Origin of the sequence: Colwellia sp. 20A7 (assembly GCF_009832865.1) — a bacterium.
In the GTDB taxonomy this organism is placed as follows: domain Bacteria; phylum Pseudomonadota; class Gammaproteobacteria; order Enterobacterales; family Alteromonadaceae; genus Colwellia.
Map to the genome: position 1 here is coordinate 2,275,951 of NZ_CP047130.1, position 24,875 is coordinate 2,300,825.

General features: G+C 34.3%; 34 protein-coding genes. 27 read left to right on the forward strand and 7 right to left on the reverse strand.

What is annotated here, in order from left to right; translation table 11 throughout:
* The first annotated feature begins 20 nt into the window (after positions 1–20).
* A complete protein-coding gene (bioB, locus tag GQS55_RS09830; protein WP_159820168.1) occupies positions 21–1,094 on the forward strand; it encodes a biotin synthase BioB in 1,074 nt (357 codons plus the stop codon).
* Positions 1,095–1,860: 766 nt separating this feature from the next.
* Positions 1,861–2,658, forward strand: coding sequence for a malonyl-ACP O-methyltransferase BioC (gene bioC / locus GQS55_RS09835; protein ID WP_236559819.1), 798 nt, complete (start codon positions 1,861–1,863; stop codon positions 2,656–2,658).
* Positions 2,659–2,764: 106 nt separating this feature from the next.
* Here bioC and GQS55_RS09840 read toward each other — a convergent pair whose 3' ends face one another.
* Positions 2,765–3,190: a type II toxin-antitoxin system HicB family antitoxin gene (locus tag GQS55_RS09840; protein ID WP_159820170.1), complete on the reverse strand. Its 426-nt coding sequence runs from the start codon at positions 3,188–3,190 to the stop codon at positions 2,765–2,767.
* A 456-nt stretch (positions 3,191–3,646) separates the two neighbouring features.
* Here GQS55_RS09840 and GQS55_RS20005 point away from each other — a divergent pair, with 456 nt between their 5' ends.
* Entirely contained in the window at positions 3,647–4,093 is a 447-nt protein-coding gene (locus tag GQS55_RS20005) for a hypothetical protein (protein WP_236559820.1), read from the forward strand.
* An 81-nt stretch (positions 4,094–4,174) separates the two neighbouring features.
* Complete coding sequence (locus GQS55_RS20010) at positions 4,175–4,768, forward strand: hypothetical protein (RefSeq protein ID WP_236559821.1); 594 nt, start codon at positions 4,175–4,177, stop codon at positions 4,766–4,768.
* Between the two features lie 59 nt (positions 4,769–4,827).
* Here the strand turns inward: GQS55_RS20010 and GQS55_RS09850 are convergent, their stop codons facing one another.
* Together GQS55_RS09850 and GQS55_RS09855 are read right to left on the reverse strand one after the other, a co-directional pair.
* Complete coding sequence (locus GQS55_RS09850; protein WP_159820172.1) at positions 4,828–6,405, reverse strand: FGGY-family carbohydrate kinase; 1,578 nt, start codon at positions 6,403–6,405, stop codon at positions 4,828–4,830.
* 21 nt (positions 6,406–6,426) lie between these two features.
* Complete coding sequence (locus tag GQS55_RS09855) at positions 6,427–7,107, reverse strand: alpha/beta hydrolase (RefSeq protein ID WP_159820174.1); 681 nt, start codon at positions 7,105–7,107, stop codon at positions 6,427–6,429.
* 350 nt (positions 7,108–7,457) lie between these two features.
* On the opposite strand from GQS55_RS09855, the gene GQS55_RS09860 reads away from it, so the two are divergent.
* Entirely contained in the window at positions 7,458–7,730 is a 273-nt protein-coding gene (locus GQS55_RS09860; protein ID WP_159820176.1) for a DUF4242 domain-containing protein, read from the forward strand.
* 174 nt (positions 7,731–7,904) lie between these two features.
* On the opposite strand, the gene GQS55_RS09865 is transcribed toward GQS55_RS09860, so the two are convergent.
* Positions 7,905–8,360 (reverse strand): Lrp/AsnC family transcriptional regulator, encoded by a 456-nt coding sequence (locus tag GQS55_RS09865; RefSeq protein ID WP_159820178.1) that lies wholly within the window; start codon positions 8,358–8,360, stop codon positions 7,905–7,907.
* A 137-nt stretch (positions 8,361–8,497) separates the two neighbouring features.
* Here GQS55_RS09865 and GQS55_RS09870 point away from each other — a divergent pair, with 137 nt between their 5' ends.
* From GQS55_RS09870 to GQS55_RS09960, 19 genes are all read left to right on the forward strand, one after another.
* Entirely contained in the window at positions 8,498–9,118 is a 621-nt protein-coding gene (locus GQS55_RS09870) for a LysE family translocator (RefSeq protein WP_159820180.1), read from the forward strand.
* A gap of 133 nt (positions 9,119–9,251) precedes the next feature.
* A complete protein-coding gene (locus tag GQS55_RS09875; RefSeq protein WP_159820182.1) occupies positions 9,252–9,659 on the forward strand; it encodes a GFA family protein in 408 nt (135 codons plus the stop codon).
* A 201-nt stretch (positions 9,660–9,860) separates the two neighbouring features.
* A complete protein-coding gene (locus tag GQS55_RS09880; RefSeq protein ID WP_159820184.1) occupies positions 9,861–10,274 on the forward strand; it encodes a CBS domain-containing protein in 414 nt (137 codons plus the stop codon).
* Between the two features lie 42 nt (positions 10,275–10,316).
* Positions 10,317–10,589, forward strand: a complete 273-nt coding sequence (nrtS, locus tag GQS55_RS09885; RefSeq protein WP_201294613.1) for a nitrate/nitrite transporter NrtS — start codon at positions 10,317–10,319, stop codon at positions 10,587–10,589.
* A gap of 30 nt (positions 10,590–10,619) precedes the next feature.
* Entirely contained in the window at positions 10,620–11,024 is a 405-nt protein-coding gene (locus tag GQS55_RS09890) for a DUF1801 domain-containing protein (protein ID WP_159820186.1), read from the forward strand.
* Positions 11,025–11,124: 100 nt separating this feature from the next.
* Positions 11,125–11,574 carry a GNAT family N-acetyltransferase gene (locus tag GQS55_RS09895; protein ID WP_159820188.1) on the forward strand — a complete coding sequence of 150 codons (450 nt, stop codon included), beginning with the start codon at positions 11,125–11,127 and terminating at the stop codon, positions 11,572–11,574.
* Between the two features lie 379 nt (positions 11,575–11,953).
* Positions 11,954–12,637, forward strand: coding sequence for an alpha/beta hydrolase (locus GQS55_RS09900; protein ID WP_236559847.1), 684 nt, complete (start codon positions 11,954–11,956; stop codon positions 12,635–12,637).
* Positions 12,638–12,868: 231 nt separating this feature from the next.
* A complete protein-coding gene (locus GQS55_RS09905; RefSeq protein ID WP_159820190.1) occupies positions 12,869–13,861 on the forward strand; it encodes an alpha/beta fold hydrolase in 993 nt (330 codons plus the stop codon).
* A 196-nt stretch (positions 13,862–14,057) separates the two neighbouring features.
* Positions 14,058–14,495 carry a hypothetical protein gene (locus GQS55_RS09910; RefSeq protein ID WP_159820192.1) on the forward strand — a complete coding sequence of 146 codons (438 nt, stop codon included), beginning with the start codon at positions 14,058–14,060 and terminating at the stop codon, positions 14,493–14,495.
* Positions 14,496–14,503: 8 nt separating this feature from the next.
* On the forward strand, positions 14,504–14,716 hold the full coding sequence (locus GQS55_RS09915) for a helix-turn-helix transcriptional regulator (protein ID WP_159820194.1): 213 nt from the start codon (positions 14,504–14,506) through the stop codon (positions 14,714–14,716).
* A 10-nt stretch (positions 14,717–14,726) separates the two neighbouring features.
* A complete protein-coding gene (locus GQS55_RS09920; protein WP_159820196.1) occupies positions 14,727–15,326 on the forward strand; it encodes a glutathione S-transferase family protein in 600 nt (199 codons plus the stop codon).
* The gene (locus tag GQS55_RS09925; protein ID WP_159820198.1) at positions 15,326–15,796 is read left to right on the forward strand and encodes an HAD family hydrolase; all 471 of its coding nucleotides are present in this window, start codon (positions 15,326–15,328) and stop codon (positions 15,794–15,796) included. The genes GQS55_RS09920 and GQS55_RS09925 overlap by 1 nt, the downstream gene beginning before the upstream one ends.
* A gap of 33 nt (positions 15,797–15,829) precedes the next feature.
* Entirely contained in the window at positions 15,830–16,210 is a 381-nt protein-coding gene (locus GQS55_RS09930; RefSeq protein ID WP_159820200.1) for a VOC family protein, read from the forward strand.
* A gap of 19 nt (positions 16,211–16,229) precedes the next feature.
* Complete coding sequence (locus GQS55_RS09935; RefSeq protein WP_159820202.1) at positions 16,230–16,703, forward strand: GNAT family N-acetyltransferase; 474 nt, start codon at positions 16,230–16,232, stop codon at positions 16,701–16,703.
* A 102-nt stretch (positions 16,704–16,805) separates the two neighbouring features.
* On the forward strand, positions 16,806–17,411 hold the full coding sequence (locus GQS55_RS09940; protein WP_159820204.1) for a DUF998 domain-containing protein: 606 nt from the start codon (positions 16,806–16,808) through the stop codon (positions 17,409–17,411).
* An 80-nt stretch (positions 17,412–17,491) separates the two neighbouring features.
* Entirely contained in the window at positions 17,492–17,872 is a 381-nt protein-coding gene (locus GQS55_RS09945; protein ID WP_159820206.1) for an STAS/SEC14 domain-containing protein, read from the forward strand.
* Positions 17,873–17,904: 32 nt separating this feature from the next.
* Entirely contained in the window at positions 17,905–18,501 is a 597-nt protein-coding gene (locus GQS55_RS09950; protein ID WP_236559609.1) for a hypothetical protein, read from the forward strand.
* A gap of 73 nt (positions 18,502–18,574) precedes the next feature.
* Positions 18,575–19,354, forward strand: a complete 780-nt coding sequence (locus GQS55_RS09955) for a TSUP family transporter (RefSeq protein WP_159820208.1) — start codon at positions 18,575–18,577, stop codon at positions 19,352–19,354.
* 73 nt (positions 19,355–19,427) lie between these two features.
* Positions 19,428–19,844 (forward strand): GFA family protein, encoded by a 417-nt coding sequence (locus tag GQS55_RS09960; RefSeq protein ID WP_159820210.1) that lies wholly within the window; start codon positions 19,428–19,430, stop codon positions 19,842–19,844.
* Between the two features lie 87 nt (positions 19,845–19,931).
* Here GQS55_RS09960 and GQS55_RS09965 read toward each other — a convergent pair whose 3' ends face one another.
* Both GQS55_RS09965 and GQS55_RS09970 read right to left on the reverse strand, forming a co-directional pair.
* Positions 19,932–21,011, reverse strand: a complete 1,080-nt coding sequence (locus GQS55_RS09965; RefSeq protein WP_159820212.1) for a nucleoside hydrolase — start codon at positions 21,009–21,011, stop codon at positions 19,932–19,934.
* Between the two features lie 72 nt (positions 21,012–21,083).
* Positions 21,084–22,001: an alpha/beta hydrolase family protein gene (locus tag GQS55_RS09970; protein WP_159820214.1), complete on the reverse strand. Its 918-nt coding sequence runs from the start codon at positions 21,999–22,001 to the stop codon at positions 21,084–21,086.
* A 465-nt stretch (positions 22,002–22,466) separates the two neighbouring features.
* Between GQS55_RS09970 and GQS55_RS09975 the strand changes: the two genes are divergently transcribed.
* The 3 genes from GQS55_RS09975 (at position 22,467) to GQS55_RS09985 (ending at position 24,567) form a co-directional block, all read left to right on the forward strand.
* The gene (locus GQS55_RS09975) at positions 22,467–23,081 is read left to right on the forward strand and encodes an NADPH-dependent FMN reductase (RefSeq protein WP_159820216.1); all 615 of its coding nucleotides are present in this window, start codon (positions 22,467–22,469) and stop codon (positions 23,079–23,081) included.
* Positions 23,082–23,389: 308 nt separating this feature from the next.
* On the forward strand, positions 23,390–23,803 hold the full coding sequence (gene rnk / locus GQS55_RS09980) for a nucleoside diphosphate kinase regulator (protein ID WP_159820218.1): 414 nt from the start codon (positions 23,390–23,392) through the stop codon (positions 23,801–23,803).
* A gap of 161 nt (positions 23,804–23,964) precedes the next feature.
* Entirely contained in the window at positions 23,965–24,567 is a 603-nt protein-coding gene (locus tag GQS55_RS09985; RefSeq protein WP_236559610.1) for a pentapeptide repeat-containing protein, read from the forward strand.
* Between the two features lie 42 nt (positions 24,568–24,609).
* Here GQS55_RS09985 and GQS55_RS09990 read toward each other — a convergent pair whose 3' ends face one another.
* Positions 24,610–24,756 carry a hypothetical protein gene (locus GQS55_RS09990; RefSeq protein WP_159820220.1) on the reverse strand — a complete coding sequence of 49 codons (147 nt, stop codon included), beginning with the start codon at positions 24,754–24,756 and terminating at the stop codon, positions 24,610–24,612.
* Between the last annotated feature and the right edge of the window lie 119 nt (positions 24,757–24,875).

The following is a 24,875-nucleotide window of genomic DNA, read 5'->3' on the forward strand; positions in this document are numbered from 1 at the left end:
TTAGATGTAGTCGAGTAATCATGACAAAAGTAATTCTTTCTCCTATTTCAGATAATAATGACAATATTCGTAATAATTGGACCGTAACAGAGGTTCAAGCATTATTTGATTTGCCTTTTAATGATTTAATGTTTCAAGCACAAACTGTTCATCGACAAAATTTTAATGCAAACGAAGTACAAGTTAGTACGCTATTATCAATTAAAACCGGTGCTTGCCCTGAAGATTGTAAATATTGTTCACAGAGTGCACGTAATAAAACAAACTTAGAAAAAGAACGTTTACTTGAGCTAGAAAAAGTACTAGAAGCAGCAGTAAAAGCGAAAGAAATTGGATCAACGCGTTTTTGTATGGGCGCGGCTTGGCGTAACCCTAAAGCTCGAGATATGCCCGTAGTATTAGAGATGATAAAAGGTGTTAAGGCCTTAGGATTAGAATCTTGTATGACTTTAGGTATGTTAGATGAAGATCAAGCAAAACAACTACAAGATGCGGGATTAGATTATTACAACCACAACCTTGACACATCACCAGAGCATTATAATCAAATTATTACCACCCGAACTTATCAAGATAGGTTAGATACATTAGATCATGTTCGTAGTGCTGGTATGAAAGTCTGTAGTGGCGGCATTGTTGGGTTAGGAGAAAGTGCTACTGATAGGTGTTCATTATTAGTACAACTAGCCAATTTACCCCAGCAACCAGAAAGCGTACCTATTAATATGTTGGTTAAAGTAGAAGGGACGCCGTTAGCCGATGTTGATGATTTAGATAGCTTTGATTTTATTCGATGTATTGCAGTTGCGCGTATCATGATGCCAAAATCACATGTACGTCTGTCTGCAGGGCGCTCAGAAATGAATGAGCAAATGCAATCTTTATGTTTTTTAGCAGGTGCTAACTCAATATTTTATGGTTGTAAGTTACTGACCACTCAAAATCCTGAAACAGACCAAGATACACTGTTATTTAATAAATTAGGTATCAATACTGAAATTATTGTTGATGAAAGTTCATCGCAAGATCATACCCTTAAAACGTCTTTGGTTAATGAACAACATAAAGATTTATTTTACAATGCAAGTTATTGATTGAGTTCATCAGTGCTTGCTAATTTTCTTAAATTACTAATAAATATAAATGAACACAGATCTAATCTTCAAAATAAACTTACTTAAGCGATCCCTTGTTACAAGCTTCGCGTTTGTATACAACGAACAAATGTAAAACACCCACAATATAGAGCCACGATATTTATTGATGAAAAAGTTATCTCAATTTTTCTGTCAATAAATCATATCTTATAAGAGAGTGTGGCCAAATTTAGGCTATGCTCAAGTTTAGCTACAGGTTTTAATTATACTCGACAAGTATTAGTAAATAATATTTGTCGATAATTTAATCAATACTTTCATAAATAATTTAATAACATCTAAATGATTATTATTATCTAGTGGCTTTGCTGTAAATATGTCATGATTTTAAATTCCTGTTCAATATGATTGTTTAAAACTATTGTCCAAAATAATTTTCCAAAGTTATGGGCACACGATTAAACAGGTAATTAGTCAAATTTGCTATTAACTAAAAAGGGTATTACTCGTTTTATAGTGATAATTAATAGCTGAATATCACTATCATAATATTGGTTAATATAATCTAAACGATCCTTCTTTTCAGTTCATGATGAAATAAAGTACGAAATTAGTTAGCCGTTAAAAAACGGATTTAGCTAAAAAAAGTACCTTAAATAATGATTGATTGAGTAATGAGCTTAGTTACGTGTTACCAGTATTTTTAGTGATAAATCAATTTTATCAATGTGTTATAGTGCAGTCAAAACAGGCGGTTAAGTAAGTGAGTATAATCATATCAAATCATAAAAATAAGATGAAAATAGCAGAAAGCTTTGGCTCTGCCAGTAAATCTTATGATGTATCAGCTAGATTACAACGTTTTTCTGGTAAACATTTGATGCCTTGGTTACCAAAAAAAAATGCACTCACCGTACTTGATTTAGGCTCAGGTACAGGTTTTTTTACTGACGTATTAGCATCATCTTATGATCAAGTTATAGGACTAGATTTTTCTAAAAAGATGCTAGACTTTGCAAAAAGTTGTCGAAATAAAAATATAGTTTGGCTTGAAGCTGATGCACATAAAGTTCCCTTACAAAACGAAACTGTCGACTTTATATATTCTAATTTAGTGCTGCAATGGTGTCAGCCGCTTGATATTGCCATTAAAGAAATGTTACGAGTACTAAAGCCTGGTGGAACAATTGTATTTACTACCCTAGTTGATGGCACATTACACGAGCTAAAATCATCATGGGAGAAAGTTGACGATGATCAACATGTCATTGATTTTAAAACAGAGCAGCAACTTGGCGAATATTTTAATACATCACACTCGATCATCGTAGAGCATAAATGCCAAGATGTTACGCTTGATTATCAAAATGTTATTCATTTAGCGCGAGAACTCAAAGGGTTAGGTGCCAATCACTTACCCAGAAAGAAAAACCGGGGCTTGTCAGGTAAAGATAAATGGTTTGCGATGACCGAACATTACAAACGATTTCTTAAACCTAATGATATATACCCGGCAACTTATCGTTTGTATTCAGGTTTAGTTGTTAAACTAAGTAGCTAATACAACAAAAATCCAATCAATAAAGAAAAAATATTAATAAGTTAGCTGAAAGGGCAGGTGGTCGCTCTCAAATATTAGTTCATTATAATGCCAAACTCACTAACCATTATTGTTTTCCTAACTCAATTAAACAAGCACTCGCAATAAAACCGGAGCGAGTTTTATAGTGCGAGCTTTTACTTACACGTTCATCTATCTGTTTTATCAATAATTCTGGCAAAGTAACATTAATTTTGTGGCTTTTTCCTAGGTAGGCACTGATATCAATATCCACAATAGCCCAAAAAGCTTGGGAATATGTATGCGGATTATCGATAGCATATTGTTGTCTATGTTTTTCTATCGTTAAAGCTGAAGGAATTTTTTCGCCATATTCAGCAAGAATAGCTAAATGGTTTTTAATACTTTGGCTTATTTTTTCTAATCCTAAATCAATAGATTCTACATTAACACTACAACCGGGTAGGTCTGGAACTATAACCTGATATAATACCGAATTTTGTAGGTTAGCAAAGACAACAGCATATTTCATATTCATTCCTTGTTTAATTTTTGATCGTTAATCAACCATAACCCTTATAACCCTAAAGGTCAATAACCATACAACCCCAGTAACTCTATATCGGTATGTCTTGTTAACTCCAGTAACTCTATTTATTTGTTTTTATGTAACTCCGACAACCCTGCAGTATAAAAAGTAAACGTTCACTCTCGTTTTACACGTTTATTGAAGTAAATAAAAAATAACTAATAAATGAATTGAACTCTTAATTTAGTTATTAAATTATTGCCTAAACTTAATATTGTATATAACGCTAGAGTTACTAAATAGTGTGGCAGATTAGAAAATTGATCCTTATAATGAAGTAACATAGATGAGATTTAACAATCTTAAATTGAAAAATTTATTGGTTATATTCTACATATAAGCCTAATGTTTTCCCGGCAATAAATTTTAAAAATGACTAAGTATTGATTAGGAAAAGTTATGAAAGAATTGATTCATGCAAATCCAGATTTATTAATTACCGTTGTTGGCATTGGTGGCTGTGGTTGCAATACCGTTAATATGCTTTATGAAAATAACTTAGCTAGCAGTGTTAATTTAATTGCCATTAATACGGACTTAGCTGCGCTTAATTCTCTGCAAGTAGAAAACAAAATATTAATTGGTGAAGATCTAACTAAAGGCTATGGTGCCGGATCGAATCCAGATGTTGCTTTAAAAGCAGCGCAAGAAAGTGAGGGTTTATTACTCAACGCTGTAAAGGGAAGCGATATTATTATCATCACCGCTGGATTCGGTGGTGGTACAGGTTCTGGAGCAAGTCCGTTAGTTGCCCGAATAGCACGTGAACTGGATATTAATTGTTTAGCAATTGTTACTCTGCCTTTTGAATCTGAAGGTGAATTACGAATGGACTTCGCCTTATAAGGTATTGCAGAAATTAAAGCGCCTATTCATGCTTATATCACTTTATCCAATGATCTTTTGCTAAAAGGGTTAGGAGAAAGTGTGGGTTTATTTTCAGCTTTTAATCAAAGCAATGAAGTACTAAAAAACTTACTCGTCTCGTTAGTGCAAATGTTAACTGAAACAGGTTATGTTAATGTTGATAAAAATGACTTTTCCAGTATTCTTTCCTATGAAGGCGAATCAATTTTAGGTGTAGGTAAAGCAGACAGTGAAGAGCTTGCTTATGAAGCCCTGGATCAGGCTTTAAATAATCCGCTTGTTTCTATCGCGAATATAGACACAGCTAAAGGAATAATTTTTCAGCTATTTTGTAAATCTGAGCCTAAGCTCTCGACTTACAATGGCTTAATTGATCACATCAGAGAAAAAATCACCAATAAATCTGTACTGATAGTACCAGGAGTCACTTTAGATCCTAATCTTTCTTCAGAAATAGAAATTTTAATTGTTGCTTCAGGTATTGACTCTAATGTTGATAAACAAATAAACACTGAAGCATCAACAAGTATAAAAGAGGATTATCTTGATGAAAGTCTAACTTTTGTTGATTCAAATGAAGAAGTTGATACAGATATACCTGCTATAACACGTAAGTTAATGGCTAATAGAGCTTTAGACATAAATAATATCTAAATTTAATAGAGTTTACTATTTTAAGCGACATTAAATTCGTAACATTCGTATTTTACATGTTATTTTGAATAGCCAATTATGCTACGAATGCTTCTATATAATGGATTTAATCTAGCATACATCTTTTGGTATACATTACGATAAAGCTCATCATATATTGCTTTATTTGCTGCTATTGGTGTGAAAACATCACCGCCATGGGTCATTTTATTTACTGCACTTTGATAATTATCAAATAAGCCAATACCCACTGCTGCATTGATTGCTGCTCCTAAGCCGGATGTTTCATAAGTATGCGGTCGTTGCGCCGGCATACCAAAAATATCTGCAGTAATCTGCATAGCTTCATCACTTTGTGAGCCGCCACCTGACACCATTAACTGAGTGATTTTAACCTTTGATCGCTTTTCTGATAATTCTTTGCCTTCACGTAGTGCATAACCTATGCCTTCGATTATTGCTCGATAGATATGGGCCCGAGTATGAACATCACTAAAACCAATCATTGCACCTTTTGCTTCAGGGCCTGGCGTTTTAATACCAGGATTCCAATACGGCTGTAAAATGAGCCCCATAGATCCTGCAGGTACTTGCTTTAGTAGGTCATCAAATAGGCTTTCCACCATAATGCCTTGGTAGTCAGCAATTTGTTGCTCTTTTAAACCAAACTCCCGTTTAAACCAACTTACCATCCAATATCCGCGCTGGATTATAATTTCAGTATTATAATTATTCGGCATTGCGGCAGGGTAAGCCGGTAAGCGTTTGATTGCTTCAACATATTTATTATTTGTGGTGTTATAAGTCGCGGTAGTGCCGTAGCTTAAACTGCCAATATTAGGAGTTAAGCAACCAGAGCCTAAAACTTCACACGCTTTATCTGAGCCCGCAGAGATGAGTGGTAAACCTTTGGGAATACCGGTATCTATTGCCGCTTGCTCAGAGATTTTACCTAATTCATCGCCACAAGGGATTAGTGTTGGCAGCATATCTTTAGTAATCGGCAGTGCTTGCCAGCGCCAGTCTAATGAAGCTGACCAACGATGTTTCTTAAAATTAAAAGGGAGGTAACCTACTTGGCTTGAAACGGAATCAACATAGTTTCCTGTTAATTTAAAACTATGAAAACCTGACAGTAGCATAAACTTATGTGTTTTTTGCCAAATCTCAGGTTGTTGATGCTTAATCCAGTTGGCTTCAGCCTGACTTCTAAAATAAGTAACGGTATTTTTTTCACCTGCCATAGTAAAAAGGGCTCGCCAGTACCAACTCATTTTATCTAAGGTGTTTTGTTCTCGTTGATCTAACCAAACAACCGCTGGTCGTAAAGGTAAGCCATTAGCGTCTAGGTTAACCATAGTCGCTCGTTGACACGTGAGTGCAGCAGCTTTAATTTGTGATTTTTTAATTGCTAATGCATCAAGCTTGGGCCACAGTTCATGACAAGCTTTCGTTAACATTTGCCAATAATAATTAGGCTCTTGCTCAGCCCAACCAGGTTGCTTTGAAAAGTAAGGTTCAATATCAACCTTACTTTTAGCTACTAGTCCTCCATTGAGATCAAATAACAAAGCACGAATACTTTGTGTGCCATTATCAAGGGCTAAAATGTACTTTTCAGTTACATGATTACTCAATAGCTATTACTCAAGAGGTAATTACTTAATAAGCTGTTTAGTTAGCCAAAGACCAATATCATTTAATTGCTCTGGTACAACACTATGCGGCATTTGATACGTTTTCCATTGCGTATTATAGCCATTATTCTTCATTAATTCGTTTGCCATTTTACCAGAAGATAACGGAACTACATTATCTTGTTCACCGTGATGTTGTAAAATTGGTGTCGTTTTGTTGGCTGCACTTAATTCACTTGGTAATTGATCTTTTATTGGTAAATAACATGACAAAGCAAGTATACCCGCTAATTTATGTTCAAACCGTAAGCCGGTAAATAAACTCATCACACCGCCTTGACTAAAACCGGCTAAAACAATGTTACTTGCAGCAATACCATTATCTATTTGTTCATTTATCAGTGCACGCACTAGGGCTTCAGATATAAGAACACCAGTCATGTCAGCTCTATTATGCAAATTGTTATTATTGATATCGTACCAAGAAGGCATAACAAAACCATTATTAATGGTAACGGGTTGCTTTGGTGCGTTAGGAAAAATAAATCGTATGCTATGGTCTTTAGGCAGGTTTAATACTGGTACCACAGGTGCAAAACCGGCGCCTGAGTCACCTAGACCATGTAACCAGATAACACATGCTTTAGCCGGTGTACGAGGTTCAACTGTAATACGATCTAACAAGGTTGGTTGTTTATTCATTATTGTCCATTTTGTTTAATACTATGTTTATTATGCCAGCTAATATACGCTAATTCTTTTTAGAATAGGAGGTTATAATGAGTAAAAGTGAAGGGGTGTCATGTCGTTTTCATAAAAGAAATGGAAAATTTATTGTAATTCACTTAGATACCTACTGATGTGAGTAGCAACCTGAAATAAGCCTTAAGCTTTATTATTGTGAAAATAAAATAATCGCGTTAGAGTTGTTTAGTTAGAATTATTCAACGCAATTATAAACTAATAATACAAGCGCGAATTATTCTATACACTAATGCGTAAAATTAGCGTTAATTTTTATTTTTAATCAATTTATAAATGGGGAATATATCATGCCAAAATTTGTAATAGAAAGAGAAATTGAAGGTGCGGGAAAGCTAAGCGGAGATGATCTACAAGGAATTTCTCAAAAGTCTTGTTGTGTATTAGAAGAGCTTGGACCTAAAGTTCAATGGTTACATAGTTATGTTACCGACGATAAAATTTATTGTGTATATATTGCGCCTGATGCAGAGTCAGTGAAAAAGCATGCGGATATGGGAGGATTTCCGGCTAATTCAATTTCACAAGTAAGAACAATAATAGATCCTACAACGTCAGAATAATCACGGTCAGATATAACGTTATATTAATGATGATAGTTGGTTTGTATTATCTTAACGATTAGCTAACTATTATCTGTTCGTCATTAAATTAAACTAAACTAGATTAAGCCGTTTGTAAATTTATGCACAGGCTAATATTTTTTATCTACAAACTTTTTTTCTATAAACATTTATCTATAAAACTGGGTAAGCTCTCTCTGGTACTACATTCTTCATAACAATTGTTGAAATTAATCGTTGCACGCCCGGTATAGCAGACAATTTTTCGTCATAAAGCTTTTGGTACTCAGGAAGATCCTCAGAAACCACATGCAGCAAAAAGTCGGGCTCACCAAACAGTCGTTGAGCTTGTACTATTTGAGGTATACCAATAATAGCCTGTTCAAACGCTGCCACTGCTTTTTTATCTCCTTCTCTAATGGTTACAAATACAATAGCAGTAAAACCAAATCCAATCAGTGTTGGGTCTAACTTTGCTGTGTAACCTTTTATTGCGCCAGACTCTTCTAAAGCACGAACTCGGCGATGACAAGGAGAGACACTTAATCCAACACGTTCCGCTAGCTCTGTAATAGATAATCGGCCATTACCCTGCAATTCAGCAAGAATTTTCTTATCTCGGTTATCCATTTAGAAGGATCCACCCTTTATTGCAATAAATAAGCACAAATTTGAAAGCACATTCTAATCAAATAAGCATATTATTTCAAAATAAATTAAGTACTAGCAAACTTTACCTAGTAACACCATAAATCATAGGAAATGTAATGACATTGAGCATTCTTACAGCATTTTGGGCGGTATCCTTTTTATTTGTAATAACACCTGGAGTAGATTGGGCTTATGCTATTTCAGCAGGCACCAGGGGGAAAGTTGTAATCCCTGCTGTAGTTGGTTTATTAATCGGTCATTTTATTGCAACTTTAATTGTTGCCGCGGGTATTGGTGCCCTTGTAGTAAATAACCCTATGGCCGTAACCGTGATTGTTTTTATTGGGGCTATGTATCTTATCTGGATAGGAATTAATTTAATTACTAAACCATCAACACCGAGCGCAAGTGAAGGCCAAAATTCTGATTGCTGGCTCACTTGGTTAACAAAAGGAACATGTGTTAGTGGGTTAAACCCAAAAGTTTTTTTACTTTTTCTTGCGTTATTACCTCAGTTTACCGATCCAGCAGCATCATGGTCGATATCAATTCAAATTATTGCTTTAGGGTTAATTCATATTTTTAGTTCCGCAATTGTATATTTACTTGTCGGTTTTGGCTCCCAAGCTGTATTACAGTCGAGACCATTGGCGGCTCAAGTTGTTAGTAAAGTGTCAGGATCATTAATGATAATTATTGCTTTTCTATTATTAAGTGAACAATTTTTTACTGGTTAACCGGAAGTCATCAGCTATTTTTATACAAAAATTAAACTACTAATCTAAAAAAAAATATTTTACTATGAAATTTATTGATATATAACACGCTCTTAGATAGAACTATAAAAATAAATCTAGAAGGAAATATAATATGACACAAACTCACACAGGCTCTTGTTTATGTGGCTCGGTTAAATTTGAAATGGAAGGTGAGTTTAAAAAATTCTTTCTATGTCATTGTAGCCTCTGCCGAAAAACATCGGGTTCAGCACATTGTGCTAATATATTTGCCCCAGGCGCTAAATTAAATTGGTTAAGTGGAAAAGATAACATGAGTTTTTATCGACACGCAGGCACTAATTTTGCCCGTAATTTTTGCGCTACCTGTAGCTCGTTAATGCCTTTGCACGCAGAAGCTCGTGATCTCGTTATAATGCCCGCTGGTTGTTTAGATACGGATATAGAAATTACACCTCAAGCACATATCTTTGCCGATAGTAAATGTAATTGGGATGCTGTTTTAAATGACACACCGATCTATGATCAAATGCCTACCTAGAGTAAATGGCAAATATAGCATCGAGTAGCCTGTTTAATTTTACTTGAATTAACCTAAACCACCTTTTGATAGTCTATATTATTAATAGGTGGTTATTTACAGACATACTATTAACTTCCACCAAGCATGTGAGTGTTTAATACAACATAACTACTGCTGTAATTCACATAATTTCATCGTAGAGTTTAAAGAGAAAATATAATGCATGTTAAACAAATAATGTCTTCTCCCGTTATAACCATAGAGCTCGATGACAATTTAACCGTTGTTGGTGAAAAATTTTTAAATACTAAGTTTCATCATTTACTCGTTGTTGAAAATAATAAATTATTTGGTGTCGTTTCTGACAGAGATTTATTGAAGGCTATAAGTCCAAAGATAGGTACTGCTGCTGAGAAAGTGAATGATGTTGCAACGTTAAATAAAAAAGTACATCAAATAATGACGAGAAGGCCTATCTGCATTCAACAAGAGCAAAGTGTTCATGATGCTATCGCATTATTTTTAGATAATAATATCTCCTGTATACCCGTTGTTGATAGTAGCAATATACCCGTTGGTATTATTAGCTGGCGAGATATTCTTAAAACTATCAAAAAACCAACACAAAAATAAAATTAAAACATTAAGGTATTATCTACCTAAATAAGGAGTCTCTTGACTGATCAAACGATTACCCCTGCGAATAAAAATTTTTTCGCCTTAGCCTGTTCACGTGCTGTTTTTATCAGAGCACTTAAAGTCGCTGTACTTGTTGGCACTATGTTGGCTTTTATCAATCATGGCGAAAAAATATTGAATATGTCTTTTTCCGGTCAAGATTTGTTTAAAATTCTGCTTACTTATTTAGTTCCTTATGGTGTTTCAACTTGGTCTGCTGTTGGTGCTATAAAAGCCAATACTGCTAAAGTTGACTCTACTACTGAATAAGGTATTTTATTTTCAATATATGGTTATCAAATGAACGTAATGGTAAAGCAAAAATTTGAAAGTTATCCTCCTCGTATTAATAAATTACTTCATCAGATACGTGAATTAATATTAACTGTTGCTGAGCAAGAAGGTATTACGAGTATAGAAGAAACATTAAAGTGGGGTGAGCCTAGTTATGTGTCTAATATCGGTAGTACTATTCGTGTTGATTGGAAAGAAAACCCCCCCGAACAGTACGGCATTTATTTCAACTGTAAAACAACATTAGTAGAAACATTTAAAGAAATTTATGGTGATACGTTTAAATATGAAGGTAATCGTGCAATTATTTTAAGAGTGGAAGGTATATTGCCAATTAAAGAGCTATCTCATTGTATTTCAATGTCATTACGCTACAAAAAAATTAAACACTTAGCTTTACTTGGCCTTTAATTATGTAACACGTAACCAATAAAGGCTCATTTTTGTCTTTATTTCTTCTTCAAATCATACAGTATTAGCCATATTTTATGGTTATTGTAATGAGCAGTAAATGATAATACGACAATATAAAACTGACGACTTTGAACAAATAGCTGATATATATAATGCTGCCCATCCTGAAGAATTTTATCGTGAAAAAGGTCAGTTTTCGTTGGTGCCTTGGGCTGAAGACAAACACATATTATCTATATTGGATAGCTCTGATGTTTATGTATATGAAGAAGCTGCTATTCTTGGTTTTTGCGGATTCTTAGATAATAAATTAAATTGGATGTTTGTTGAACCAACGGCTAGAGGTAAGGGCGTGGCAGCAAAGCTTTTAGAACACGTACTACCCAAATTACCCGACCATTCATTTTTATTTGTTTTGAAGACGAATGTACGTGCGATTGCACTTTATGAAAAGTTTGGATTTGTTGTTCAACAAGAGTTTATAGTGAATTTTCAAGGCAGTAATATTGTATTAACTAAAATGATCATCAAAAAACGTATACCATGAGGTTTATCTTTACAGGAAAACCAACAACTTTATCTCAATTTCTTTGTTTTTTTGTAGTTTACACTGCTCATTTAATTACTCTGTTTTGCGCTACGCTACTAGGCTACACTATATAGATAAAGAGTATAGACAAAAAATATAAATAGAAAAACAATTCATCTTAGGCCATTCAAATTAAGACATATACATTGAAAGAATTAGCACTATCCACCTTTTTACTCTTAACTTCTTTTGGTGTACTTGCTGACGCAGTATCATCAACGCCATTTAATATACCGCGAAGCACTGTGGTAAATATTAATGATCCAGCAACAAACTTAATTTATCCTTTATTTATAAAACTTCCTATAAAAAACAAGTCGAGAAGCAATATCCTGTTATTTATCTAACAGATGCTTATTACGAATTTCAGGTGGTATCAGGCGCAACTCGTTATCCAATGAACATTGATGTTATGGAAGAAGCTATTATTGTTGGTATTTCTTATGCTAAAGGCAGTAAAGGCTCGTCAAGCAGAATTCGCGACTACACACCATCATTTAATAAAAAGTGGAAAAATAAAACGGGAGAGGCAAAACAGCACGCCGCCTTTATTAAAAAGTCAGTCTTTGATTATATCGATACTAATTATCGTACTGACCCAACTAATCGAACCTTTATTGGGAATTCACTTGGTGGTTTATTTGGCACTTATATCCTATTAAATAAACCAAGTATGTTTAAAAACTATATTTTAGGTAGTCCATCCTATTGGTGGGACAACGAATATATTTTTAAGCAAGAATTAGAATTTGCTAAGCAAAAAATAGCCATTAATGCTAATGTTTTTATTGCCATTGGTGAACTCGAAACAATTGAGTTCGGGGCAGGTTACAATATGGTTGGTGATGCACAAAAGTTTTATAACAGAATGTTAAATTGGCAGCCAGATAACTTAAATGTGAAATTGATGATTATTCCGGAAGCCGATCATGCGACCGCATTTCCAACCACGGCGATTCAAGGTTTAAAGTGGGTATTAGGAAAATGCGATAAAGCGACAAACTGCTTAGTAACTAAATAAACAGCGACAAAAAATATTTTATTACAAAAAATAGAAAATAATTCAACTATTAAGGCCATATAATGACTTAATTCAATATGGTTATTTTCGAATAGGTACTTAGTTTAATTTAGTTCGAGAATAGCTTCTTAATATGAATAGTTACCCAGTTCAATTTTGAATTAAATGGCTTTATTAATTCATCTATTTATAACAACCTAAAGCATTAACCCATTTATTAAGTGAGATTTTATGAAAAAGTATTGTTTTATTTTATTTTCTATTTTTGTTGTAATGTCACAGGCATTCGCGACAACTAACGTGAAATACAATAAAGAGCTAGATGGCTTCGCTTATCCGTTTGAAGTAAAAACGTTTGATTTTAATTCTCAAAATAAACCGTTAAAAATGCGCTATATGGATATTGGTGATAAAAATGCCAAAAAAACCATTGTATTAATGCACGGTAAAAACTTTGCTGGTTACTACTGGGAAAGCGTTGCAAAGGATTTACTTAAAAACAATTACCGCGTTATCATTCCAGATCAAATTGGCTTTGGTAAATCGTCAAAACCTGATTTCTACCAATACAGTTTTGGTCAATTAGCATTAAACACTAAACTGTTACTTGATAGTTTAAATATTAACAAAGCGGATATTGTCGGTCATTCAATGGGCGGTATGGTAGCCGTAACATATACCGCTAACTATGCAGATAACGTTAATAAGTTAATTTTGATTAATCCTATTGGCTTAGAAGCTTATGGTAAATATACCGAATTTAAAGATGTTAACTTTTTTTATAAAAACGAATTGGGTAAAACACTTGAGAAAGCAAGAAACTATCAGAAGAAAAATTATTATGATGGTAAATGGTCTGACGAATATGAAAAACTATTAATCCCTCTAAAAGGTATGCTTGCAGGCGATGATTGGCAAACAATTGCTTGGAATAATGCGCTAACTTATGGCCCTATTTTTTCAGAAAATATTGTTGATAGATTTTCTCAAATTAAAAATGACACGGTAATTATTATTGGTACGCGAGATACCACAGGTCCTGGTCGAGGTTGGATGAAAGCGGGTGAAACTAGAAAGCTAGGTAACTTTAAACAGTTAGGTATAGATACTCAGAATCGCATTAAAGGCTCGACACTAATTGAATTAGAAGGGCTAGGGCATATGCCACATTTTGAAGACTATGATGCATTTATCAAAGCGTTTCATCAGGCCCTTAATAAGTAGCCATCTAATTTCATTGATAAATTAATAGGCCATCGTTTATAGAACTATGGCCTTATTTTATGAAAAATCTATATCTACAATATTTATCTTCACATAAAACAGTTGAATTTTTTAGATACAAGTGTAACCTTAAGGTTTCTTATAGGGTGGTGTGAGTTACTGTTCTATTTAAATATAACCAATTTAAGGAAAAAACATGAAGAACGATGCTTTTTCAATTATCTCTCGATTTCATGTCGCAAGTATATCATTAGCCTTATTTTTAATACTCAGTATTGGAACTAAAACGCTTTACTCAATTTTGATAATGCATGAAACGATTAATATGCAAGCTTGGATGATGGTTACATGGAGTATTTGTGCAGTATGGTTACTTTTTTTTACTAAAGATTGGATTGCTTATTACAAGTTATTTAAAAATTCTAATCATTTAATTAAAGATGAACGTTTTAAATATCATTCAAATAAAGCGACAAAGTTAGCCTTTATTGCTTTAGTTATGAGTAATTTTTCTATATTGCTTGTTGATTCTTATATATATTCATTAAGTACAGTTTTTGCCTCCATATTTTCGTTGGTATTTGGTATTTCGGTCTATTTACTGGTTCATATTATTTTAGAATTACGAGAGTAGGGATAAAAATGGAACTATTCAATCAATTAAAAATACATCGAGCTATTCATAATTTAACACAAGCAGAGCTTGCTATAAAAGTAGGGGTAAGTAGAAAAACGATTAATACAGTAGAAAATGGTATATTTGTTCCATCAACCGTTTTAGCATTAAAAATAGCTGAAGTATTAAATGTACCTGTAGAATCTATATTTTCACTAAAAATCGGTAGACTATCTTAAGGAAATCCAATTGAAAATTTATGCAGATAGTCAGTCAGGTAATTGTTATAAAGTAAAATTACTCACATCGCTTTTAGCTATTGAGCACGAATGGATCAATATCGATATCCTTGCGAACGAAACACTAACAGCGTCATTTTTAGAAAAGAATCCGAATGGAAAAATTCCATTGCTTGAGTTAGATGATGGTCGATTTTTATCAGAATCTAATGCCATTATCAATTATCTTGCTACTGACTCCTTACTTATTCCCAAAAATAACTTTGATATTGCCAAAATACAGCAATGGCAATTTTTTGAACAGTACAGTCATGAGCCCTTTATTGCTGTAGCAAGGTTTATTGCTAAATACCTTGGTTTACCTGTAGATCGTAAAGCTGATTATGAATCAAAACAAGCGGGTGGTCACAAAGCGCTTAAAGTAATGGAAGCGCAATTACAAAAAACACCTTATTTGGTAGGTGATAATTTAACAACTGCTGATATCTCTCTTTATGGCTACACTCATGTTGCCCATGAAGGAGGGTTTGATTTAACTGAATACCCAGCAATTCAACAATGGATAAATAACATTCAAGCGCATCCTAACTATGTAAGCATGGAGTCATAATGATTGAGGTATACCTTTTTGATTGGGGAGATACTTTAATGGTCGATTTCCCGAGTGTTAGTGGAAAAATGTGTCATTGGGAAAAAGTAGAGGCGGTTTATGGCGCTAGAGAAGCATTAGAAACATTAGCTAAAACGGCACCAATATATATTGCGACAGGCGCAGCTGACTCCACTGAATTAGAAATTAAGTTAGCCTTTGAACGGGTTGGTTTAAGCCAATTTATTACCGGCTCTTTTTGTCAAGAAAATGTAGGGTTTTTAAAAGGAAGTCCTGAATTTCTCTCATCTATTTTAAATAAACTCAATACGCCCTTAGCTAATATAGCCATGGTTGGTGATAATTTTGAAAAAGATATTAAACCTGCAATAAACGCAGGAATTAAGCCTATTTGGTTTACACAAAAAAATATAGAAAATTCTCACGATAATGTTAAAGTAATTAGTAAGTTAAGTGCTTTATACAAGTAAGTATTTACAAGTAAACAACCACTGGGAGGATAAGTGAACTTAAATCAAGTTACATTACCTGTTAACGATATGGAACTATCGACAAAATTTTATCGAAGTTTAGGTTTTACACAAATTGTTGATACGCCACATTATGCCCGCTTTGAGTGTCCCGAAGGTGGTGCAAGTTTTTCACTATTATTAGAAAAAGCTAAAATTACCAATAGTGCCGTCATTTATTTTGAACATGAAGCACTTGATAGCTGGGTTAATGATTTAAAAGCTCGGGGGGTTAACGTTGACCAAGAGCCTACAGATCAAAGCTATTTATGGCGAGAAGCGATATTACACGATCCTTCAGGTAATAAAATAAAGCTATACTGGGCTGGAGAAAATCGCCTTCATCCACCTTGGCGTGTAGAAAAACGTAATTAACCATACAACAGGTAGTTAAATGAACATTCAAATAGATAATCTTGAAAGTACCGAAGTTATAAAGTTACTACAAGAACATCACGAAGATATGTTGCAGCATTCTCCGCCGGAAAGTGTTCATGCATTAGATTTATCTTCATTAAAAGCACCAAACGTTACTTTTTTTACTGCTTGGATTAATGATCAATTAGCCGGGTGTGGCGCGTTGAAAAAGCTTGATAATAAGCATGTTGAACTTAAATCGATGCGAACATCACCCCATTTTTTGAGAAGAGGCGTTGCCGCTAAGTTATTAACGCACATGTTAGCGATAGCGCAACAGGAATCGTTTACTAAAGTTAGCTTAGAAACAGGGACGAAAGCAGCATTTCTTCCGGCTCAGCAACTGTATAAAAATTTTGCCTTTAAAGAATGTAAGCCTTTTGCAGATTATCAAGAAGATCCTTACAGTATGTTTTTAACAAAAGATCTCTCATCAGTTGTTACTCAGTAGCAATTGTTCGTGATAAATCATTAACTAAGTATTAGGTGCTCAGTAGTTTATCTAATCAATATTCATGCCTAAGTAAGGCTTTATACTCATAAGGGAGCGCTCGTGTTTCAAAATATTGCGATTTATTCAGGCTTAATTGCAAGTGTCTGGATTTTAATTGGTGTGTATGTCGCAAGTTGTTTTTATACTGATTACAGCCATTCTAAACAATTTTGTAGTGAACTTGGTGCAACGGGTAGCCCAACTCAAAAATTATCACCGTTAATTAATAATTACCCTTTAGGCGTTTTATTTTGCTTGTTTGGCTGGTATCTAGTGAGTATTCCAAACGTATCAATATTAATAAACATAACAGGATGGCTTGTGATTACTCATGGTATCGGCACCTGGGTTGCAGGATACTTCCCAATGGATGCAGATCCCTTTACTAAGAATCCAACGCTTTATTGTAAAATACATTCTTGGGCGGGTTTTATTATGTTACTTTCATTAGTTATAGCGCCAATATTAGTTGTTGTAAGTCCAACCACTGAACTTATCCCTTTGCATTTTAAAATTTTTTCCGTTGTTTCTGTATTTGCTGCTGTGTATTATTTATTTGTAATGGCTAGCGCCGTTCGCACTCAAACTAATCCAGGCATTTATCAACGTATTTCTTATGGTTTTCAATTGCTTTGGTTAAGTGTATTTTCTTTAGTTTTAGCATAAATTTAAATTACAGCGATTTCTTTCGCTAACAGGTATATCAACCGACATTGAGTCTTATATTTTAATTGGAGAGGATCAAAATGAACAGTAAACGTCATGGCCTATCAATAGGTATGGAAAGAGCCGACAAGGATTTTTTTCTTTTTATTAAGGCTCAAGGCAAACTAACCCATAAAGATTATGAAATAATCACGCCATTTATTGAATCTATGTTAATTCAAGTAAAAACCCCAACTGTAAACGTTTTATTTGACGGAACAGAATTAGCGGGTTGGGAGTTAAGAGCTGCTTGGGATGATTTAAAACTTGGTTTAAAACACGGTAATAGTTTTAACAAGGTGGCTCTTTATGGAAATAAAAAATGGCAAGAATTCTCAGTAAAAGTCGCTGACTGGTTTATTTCAGGTGACATTAAATACTTTGAAAATGAAAACGATGCCATTACTTGGCTTAATGAATAATATGAATACCACTTTAGTGGTTTGGAATTAATGTGTTTAAAAAAGATCACAATACAATAGCCTTTAACCCTAAACATAAAACACACGGGGAATCACTGTTAAAATTTCTAGCCTTGATATCCATCATTGTTGCCTACTTTTTGTATATGAGTTGGAAATATGATGCTTCTACTGGTTTAGGCGTTTCTATATTAACCTGGAGCTTCTTTGTTTTATGTACGCCAGTTGCTGACGGCGGCTTTATTCTCGCTTTCCCCATTCGATTACTTTTTAAAGTTAAAATGGCATATACGCAAATAGTGCTTTGGTTTATGGCTATTGCTCTTAATATTTTTTATATGGCATCTAGTCCAGACACTTATGATTTAACGTTTATAACAAGGTTACTCAACCATATTCTATCAGAGCCATATCCTTATTGGAGTATTCTAATAATCAGTGCATTAGGTACTTTCTTATCAATATACTTTGGCGATGAAATGATGGATGTTGCTTCTCATGCAGAGCGTAAAAATAACCATCGTCACGGGGCAAAGTATCGAACGTTATTAGTACTAGGACTTGGCATTTTAACCGTAGTTGCTTATTACTACTTACTCAGTAGTTTAAACGTCGTATTACCTCAATAGTCACTATGGTTAAAATACGTAAAACATAAATATTATTACTTTGTTATAACGCGATATATAGAAGGGTGGTTAATTGGAATTTGCTAATATATCTATAGAATTATTATCACTGTTATTTTTAGTTGCAGTAGTCGCGGGTTTAATTGATACCTTAGCTGGCGGGGGCGGACTTATTTCTATACCTGCCCTAATTTTAAGTGGTGTTCCACCATTAACCGCTTTAGGCACTAATAAACTTCAAGGCAGTATGGGAACGGCAACCGCAACCTATATGATGATAAAAAATAGAAGAATTAAATGGGAGCATGTTAAACCTTTAATGTTAATGGCTTTTGTTGGTGCTACTTTTGGCACCATCACAGTACAGTTTATAAATACTGACGTTTTGTCGTTTGTTATTCCTATCGTACTTATCTTTATTGCCATATATTTTCTTTTTTCACCTAACCCAACTAAACATGATGGTAAATCTTCAGTGTCGTATGGGAAGTACAAAAATATTATTGTGCCTTTAATCGGTTATTATGATGGCATGTTTGGTCCTGGTACGGGATCTTTCTTTGCGTTATCGGGTGTTTCATGTCGAGGACATGATTTAATTTCTTCTACGGCTATTGCCAAATCGTTAAATTTTGCGACGAATATTGCCTCTTTAATCGTATTTCTAATCGCAGGTCATATTGTTTGGGTAATTGGTATAACTATGATGATTGGCCAAATTCTGGGCGCATGGGCAGGCTCTCATTGCCTATTCAAAATCAATCCTGCTTATCTAAGAGCGATTGTTGTTGTTATGTGCAGTAGTATGCTATTAAAATATGCGGATTCAATGGGTTGGCTGAATTATGGATAATGAAATCAATCAAATTATTAACGTTAAGCCATTAAACGTGGTTTATTTTAACTTAAATGATAGAGAGTAAACCATGAACAATATTCAATATCCTATTAAAGGCGCTTGCCAATGTGGCGGCGTTACCTATGAACTGCTAGAGCCACCTTTGATGGTCATTGCGTGCCATTGTATCGAATGTCAAAAATTATCGACTAGTGCATTTAGCATTACTGCTATGGTAAAAACTGACACTGTTATATTTAAGGGAGAAATGAAAGATTGGAGTCGTCTTGCTGATAGTGGGAATGTCAGTGCAGCTAAATTTTGTGTTACCTGTGGTAATCGAATTTATCATTACGACCCGAAAGATCCAGAGAAATTAAAACTTAAACCCACTAATTTATCTGATACGCGTATTATAAATCCAACAGCGCATTTATGGGTTAGTGAGAAACAAGATTGGTTCCAAATTCCTGAAGGTGTAAAAACTTTTGAGTATCAAACTTAGTTGCGCGAAATTGGTTTGCGATATGAACCGTCTATTTATGCAGTTAACTAGTCATAAATAGACGGGGATTGTTGGAGAGTTATACGCTTATTGACGATTTAATATTTCAGAAAATAACGAGAATACTTTATTTGGGTTTGTTTTCTTACAAACCTTTATCGCAGGATATTCAGATGTTTTCACTAACTTACCAGCCCATTGTGCATCAAGGTGTTGACGTTCTTTTCCATCCCAACGTTTTTTAGGAAAATCAAGTTGTGATGTTGGTAACCAAGGGTTATCAGTAGTCTTATGTTCCACACTAAACGATCCCATTTCACCTTCACACAATCCCTGTTCAACAGCCACTATTGCTGCTAAAGTATCCCAAAAATAATATTCACCTGATTCAATAAACCAATCATTTTTATCTAATATTTTATCCCAAAACTGAGCGGCCGGTGTTGTAACGCTTTTCTTGAATTCACTGGCAACTTTAGCGGTTAATCTAACGGAATTTGTGACATCTAAACCAACCAATTCAATTGGTAAACCAGAAGCAAACACCTTGTCTGCAGCCAATGGGTCAATAAATATATTCCACTCGGCACTGACATTCGGATGACCATCGGTGAAATTAGGTACAATAATATTACCCGGTGCGTCAACATTACCGCCCATAATAATAAGGCGAGACACTTCTTTCATATCTGCAGGATATTTTTCTATCCATTGGGCAATATTGGTAAGCGTACCCGTTGCAACAATAATAACAGGCTCATCAGCTTCTTTAATTGCTTGATGAATAATCTCGATTGCATGCTCAGACGAAGCCTGACGTTTACTTGGCTTAACCGCTACACCTGATAATGTATCAGAGTCTTCTCGCCATGCATCTGGAAATACGGCATATCCGTCTAGTGGTTCATCATCGCCACAAGCGACTAACACAGAATCACGGCTGTATTTTGACAGGTCAAGTAATGAGTTTGTATTGGTTAGACCTGGAGAACAATGACTTTCGCCACTTGATGATATAGTGATAGCAACTACGTCCGTTTGAGGATGTTGTAATAGAAATAATAATGCCGCCCAATCATCTATTGCCATATCATTGTCAAAAATTACGGGTTTAGCGAAAGCTACAGAGGTGAAGCATAAAGCAAGTGTAAAAATGAGCGTTCTCATTAATGTATCCTTTGGTTAATTGTCATATTTAAGTGTTATTTGATTTACTATTTAACCTGAAATCGGTTTTAGTTATTGTTTAGTTTGCTCAATAAAATAGTGTTCTGTTATTGCTAATAATTCCTCCGTAAGGGATTGATCACTGTTCAACTCAGCGCTGTTTTCAGCTAATACATTGAATATATGATTAGCATTCTTGATTAAATACAGAGATGTTTGTGCTTGTTTTGCTCCTTTTATTAATGAAAGAGAATTTTGCCAATGCACTGTTTTATCTGCATTTCCTGCTATTGCGAGTAATGCGCCTTGATACGTAGCCAATTGGGTAAGACTAGTGTTATTACGTATTTGCTCAAACCATTGATGACTAAAATTTAATGGTTTATCGAGCCAAGGATATTTTATTTCAGCAAAGCCGTTACTTATTGCTTCTTGTTCGTATTGTGCAAAAAATGGCTCAAAGCTGCCAATACCATCGCCAGCGACACTTGACCAAGTAACCACTGACGCTACAGGTAATGTCTCATTAACTGCTGCTAACTGGGCAATGAGGCCTCCTTGGCTAAACCCCAATAAATGAATAGATTTATGTTCAAGCTGCTTTTGTTGCTGAATAAACTGATGCACGTTAACTACATCATTTACTGCGTTTTCTAGATTGTAAACTTTATAATCGACACTACTTGCGCCGGATCCTGCGAAATCAAAGCGTATAGAAGCAACATTCTGTTTGGCGAGCTTTTCTGCTAAATGTTTAAATAAATTACCCACTTCATTCTTATTTGAAGCGGTACCATGCAACATAATAACAACGGGGAGCGGTTTTAATGATTGTAAATCTGGTAATGTTAATACTGCAGGAATTTGATAGTTATCTCCCTTAAGCGATAATTCTTGCTCAATAGCTGCGTAAACAGGCGTTACAATCATATTAAGTAAAAGAGTACATAAAGTTAGTGACAATGTACGACGATATTTTAATTTTTTCATAAAATCCCAACCTATTTCTTTATAAGAAGCAGTAATGTGAGTGCATCAACAAGGAGCAATACCTGCTTGGTTCATTAAACAAATGCAACAAAATAGAGCACTTAAATAATAATCAATGTTTACATTCTAAATATATCATTATAAAACAATGCGTTATTATGGATATGTTAATAGGTTTGTAATCTGATATACATTAATGTGTTACTACAAGCAAAAAGCTGACCATGTAGCCAGGTTTTTGGTGAATTGAAAAAATAAACGCTATCACTTGCTTAAAAAGTACGAATATTCTTGGATTTTGTTACGTGATCGCTTACTTTAATAACCATATTAAGTTTAAGGGATATAGTAGAGACACAGTATATCCAACATTACTTAGCGTAAACCGCTTATAAATACGCTTGATTCGATAAACGTTAATAAATTGAACAAGAATACATAAACATTTAATAGATGGAGTTTTAAATGAAATTTTTAATATTTTTGGGCACAACACGTGATAGTACGCCGCCAAAACCAGCTCGCCTTGGTTTGCGTGTTGCTAAAGCTTGTATAGATGCATTGGACTACCCATTAGAGTCTGTATTTAAACCATATTTTTCTTATGCGAGCAGTAAAGCCCCAACGGCTTTAAGTGCACTTGCTGAAAAAATTGAGTCTGCTGATGGCTTTGTTATGATAAGTCCTGAATATAATCATTCTATGAGCCCAGCACTGTCTAACTTACTTAACCACTTTGGTAGTTCTTTATTTTCATATAAACCCAGTGCCATTGTCACTTATTCAGCAGGACAGTGGGGTGGCATGCGAGCGGCAATAGGAATGCGAACATTTCTGTCTGAGCTGGGCTGTCTTTCTGTATCGGCCATGATTCATATCCCAAAAGCACAAGAAGTATTAACCGAGGATGGGGCTATAGCAACACATGAAGATCAAAGAGCTTGGTTTAATTACTTTGGTCGCACATTTTACCAGTTAGATTGGTGGGCTCAAGCTACAAAGAATCAACGAGATAAAATTGACCCACACAACAGAATGAGTGACTTTAAAAAAGACCCTTCTCAAAGAAATGCTCCTTAATCTCTTTGTACTCGATTTTAATAGTCACTTGGTTCTTATATATAAAATTATTTACCAAATAAGCTGACTCGTTTTTAGTATGGTAATTATGATCTTAGAAAAATAATTACCACGGTTTATCTTTTTTATATAAGTGATCAAACTTTACTTACAATTTATTAATGATAAGTCGCTATTAATAGATTGTTTAAAAAAATCAATACAGTTAGAGTATCAAGATCCCATATATAGGATCCACAAATAAGAATAAAACGAGTATTACTAAGGCTCGTTAAAAAACTTAAAACTATAGGTTATAGAGAACGAAAATGAACAAACAACCAGAAATCACTATTTCATCATTAGATGCAGACAGATTGTATGATTTAATTGAATCATTACCCAATGACGGATTAGTTGGCATAAATGAACTTGAAAAAGAACTTGCGCGAGCAAATATTGTGGAGCCTTCAGAAGTGCCTCCTACTATTGTAACAATGAATTCCACCGTTAAGTTCTCTGTTGAATCTTCGCAAGAAGAATTTCTGTTAACATTAGTATACCCAAAAGACATTGATGCTAGTGGCCAAAAAATATCAATTCTAGCGCCTGTTGGCAGTGCATTACTGGGGCTTTCTCAAGGCGATCAAATTGAATGGCCAAAACCTGGTGGTGGGTTGATAAAAGTAATAATTAAAGAGATAACCTATCAGCCAGAAAGAGCAGGTGAGTTACATCGATAATCATACCTCAATCTTAGGTGTGTCATCATTGTAGTGCTAAATAATTAAAAATAGATAAAACAGTGATAGGCCATCAAGTAGATGTGAATTTTATATAAAAAGAACGTTTATACGTTCTTTTTATATTTTATCTTCAATCAACTGTATCAGGATAATAATCATTGAATAACTTAACTAACGATATTAATAGTATCCATGATCAAGATTTCATTGATATTAAATATGCCGAACAGAAAATTTCAAACAAAGAGTTTTATAACTGTCATTTTAAGTCTTGTGACTTTAATGGCACTATTTTTATGAATTGTGAATTTACTTATTGTACATTTATAGAATGTAATCTGAATAATGTCGCTGTAAATAATAGTAAGTTTGTCGAAATTGAGTTCAATAATTGCAAAGTTATTGGTGTTAACTGGACTATGGCCCATTGGCGTGATTTCATGCTATCAGCACCGTTAACTTTTAAAAAATGCCTGATTAACTCATCTTCTTTTTATGGACTAGCATTAGAAAAAGTAATTATTGAAGAATGTCGTGCACACGATGTGGATTTTAGAGAAGCTAATGTAAAGAACGGCAGTTTTTCTCACACCGATTTACGTGATAGTTTATTTAATAAGACTAATCTCACCGGTGTCAATTTTAGTGAAGCAGTAAATTACGATATTAATATAAAAAACAATATCATTACCAATGCGACTTTTTGTCGTTACGAAGCCGTCAGACTATTAAGTGGCTTAGATATAAACTTAATCGATTAAATTAAACAGGACGATTTTTTCACCTACGTCTTTATCCGACGGTTAGCTTAAATCAGAAGAATTTAGCCCAAATTCTTTATTCCATTCATCAACTAATTGATTGAATATTTGTATTTCATCAGGTGTTGCATTACCAAGTATTACATTTGCTGACAGGCTATCACGATTTTCGAGATCATCATCTTCCATAAGAATAAACATCCTTGTTTGTCTATGCGCATAATATGGAGCAAAATGTGTAATCAAGCAAGTGCTGTTTTACCAAGTACATTAATTTATTCTAATATCTCAAAATACCAAATCTCTTG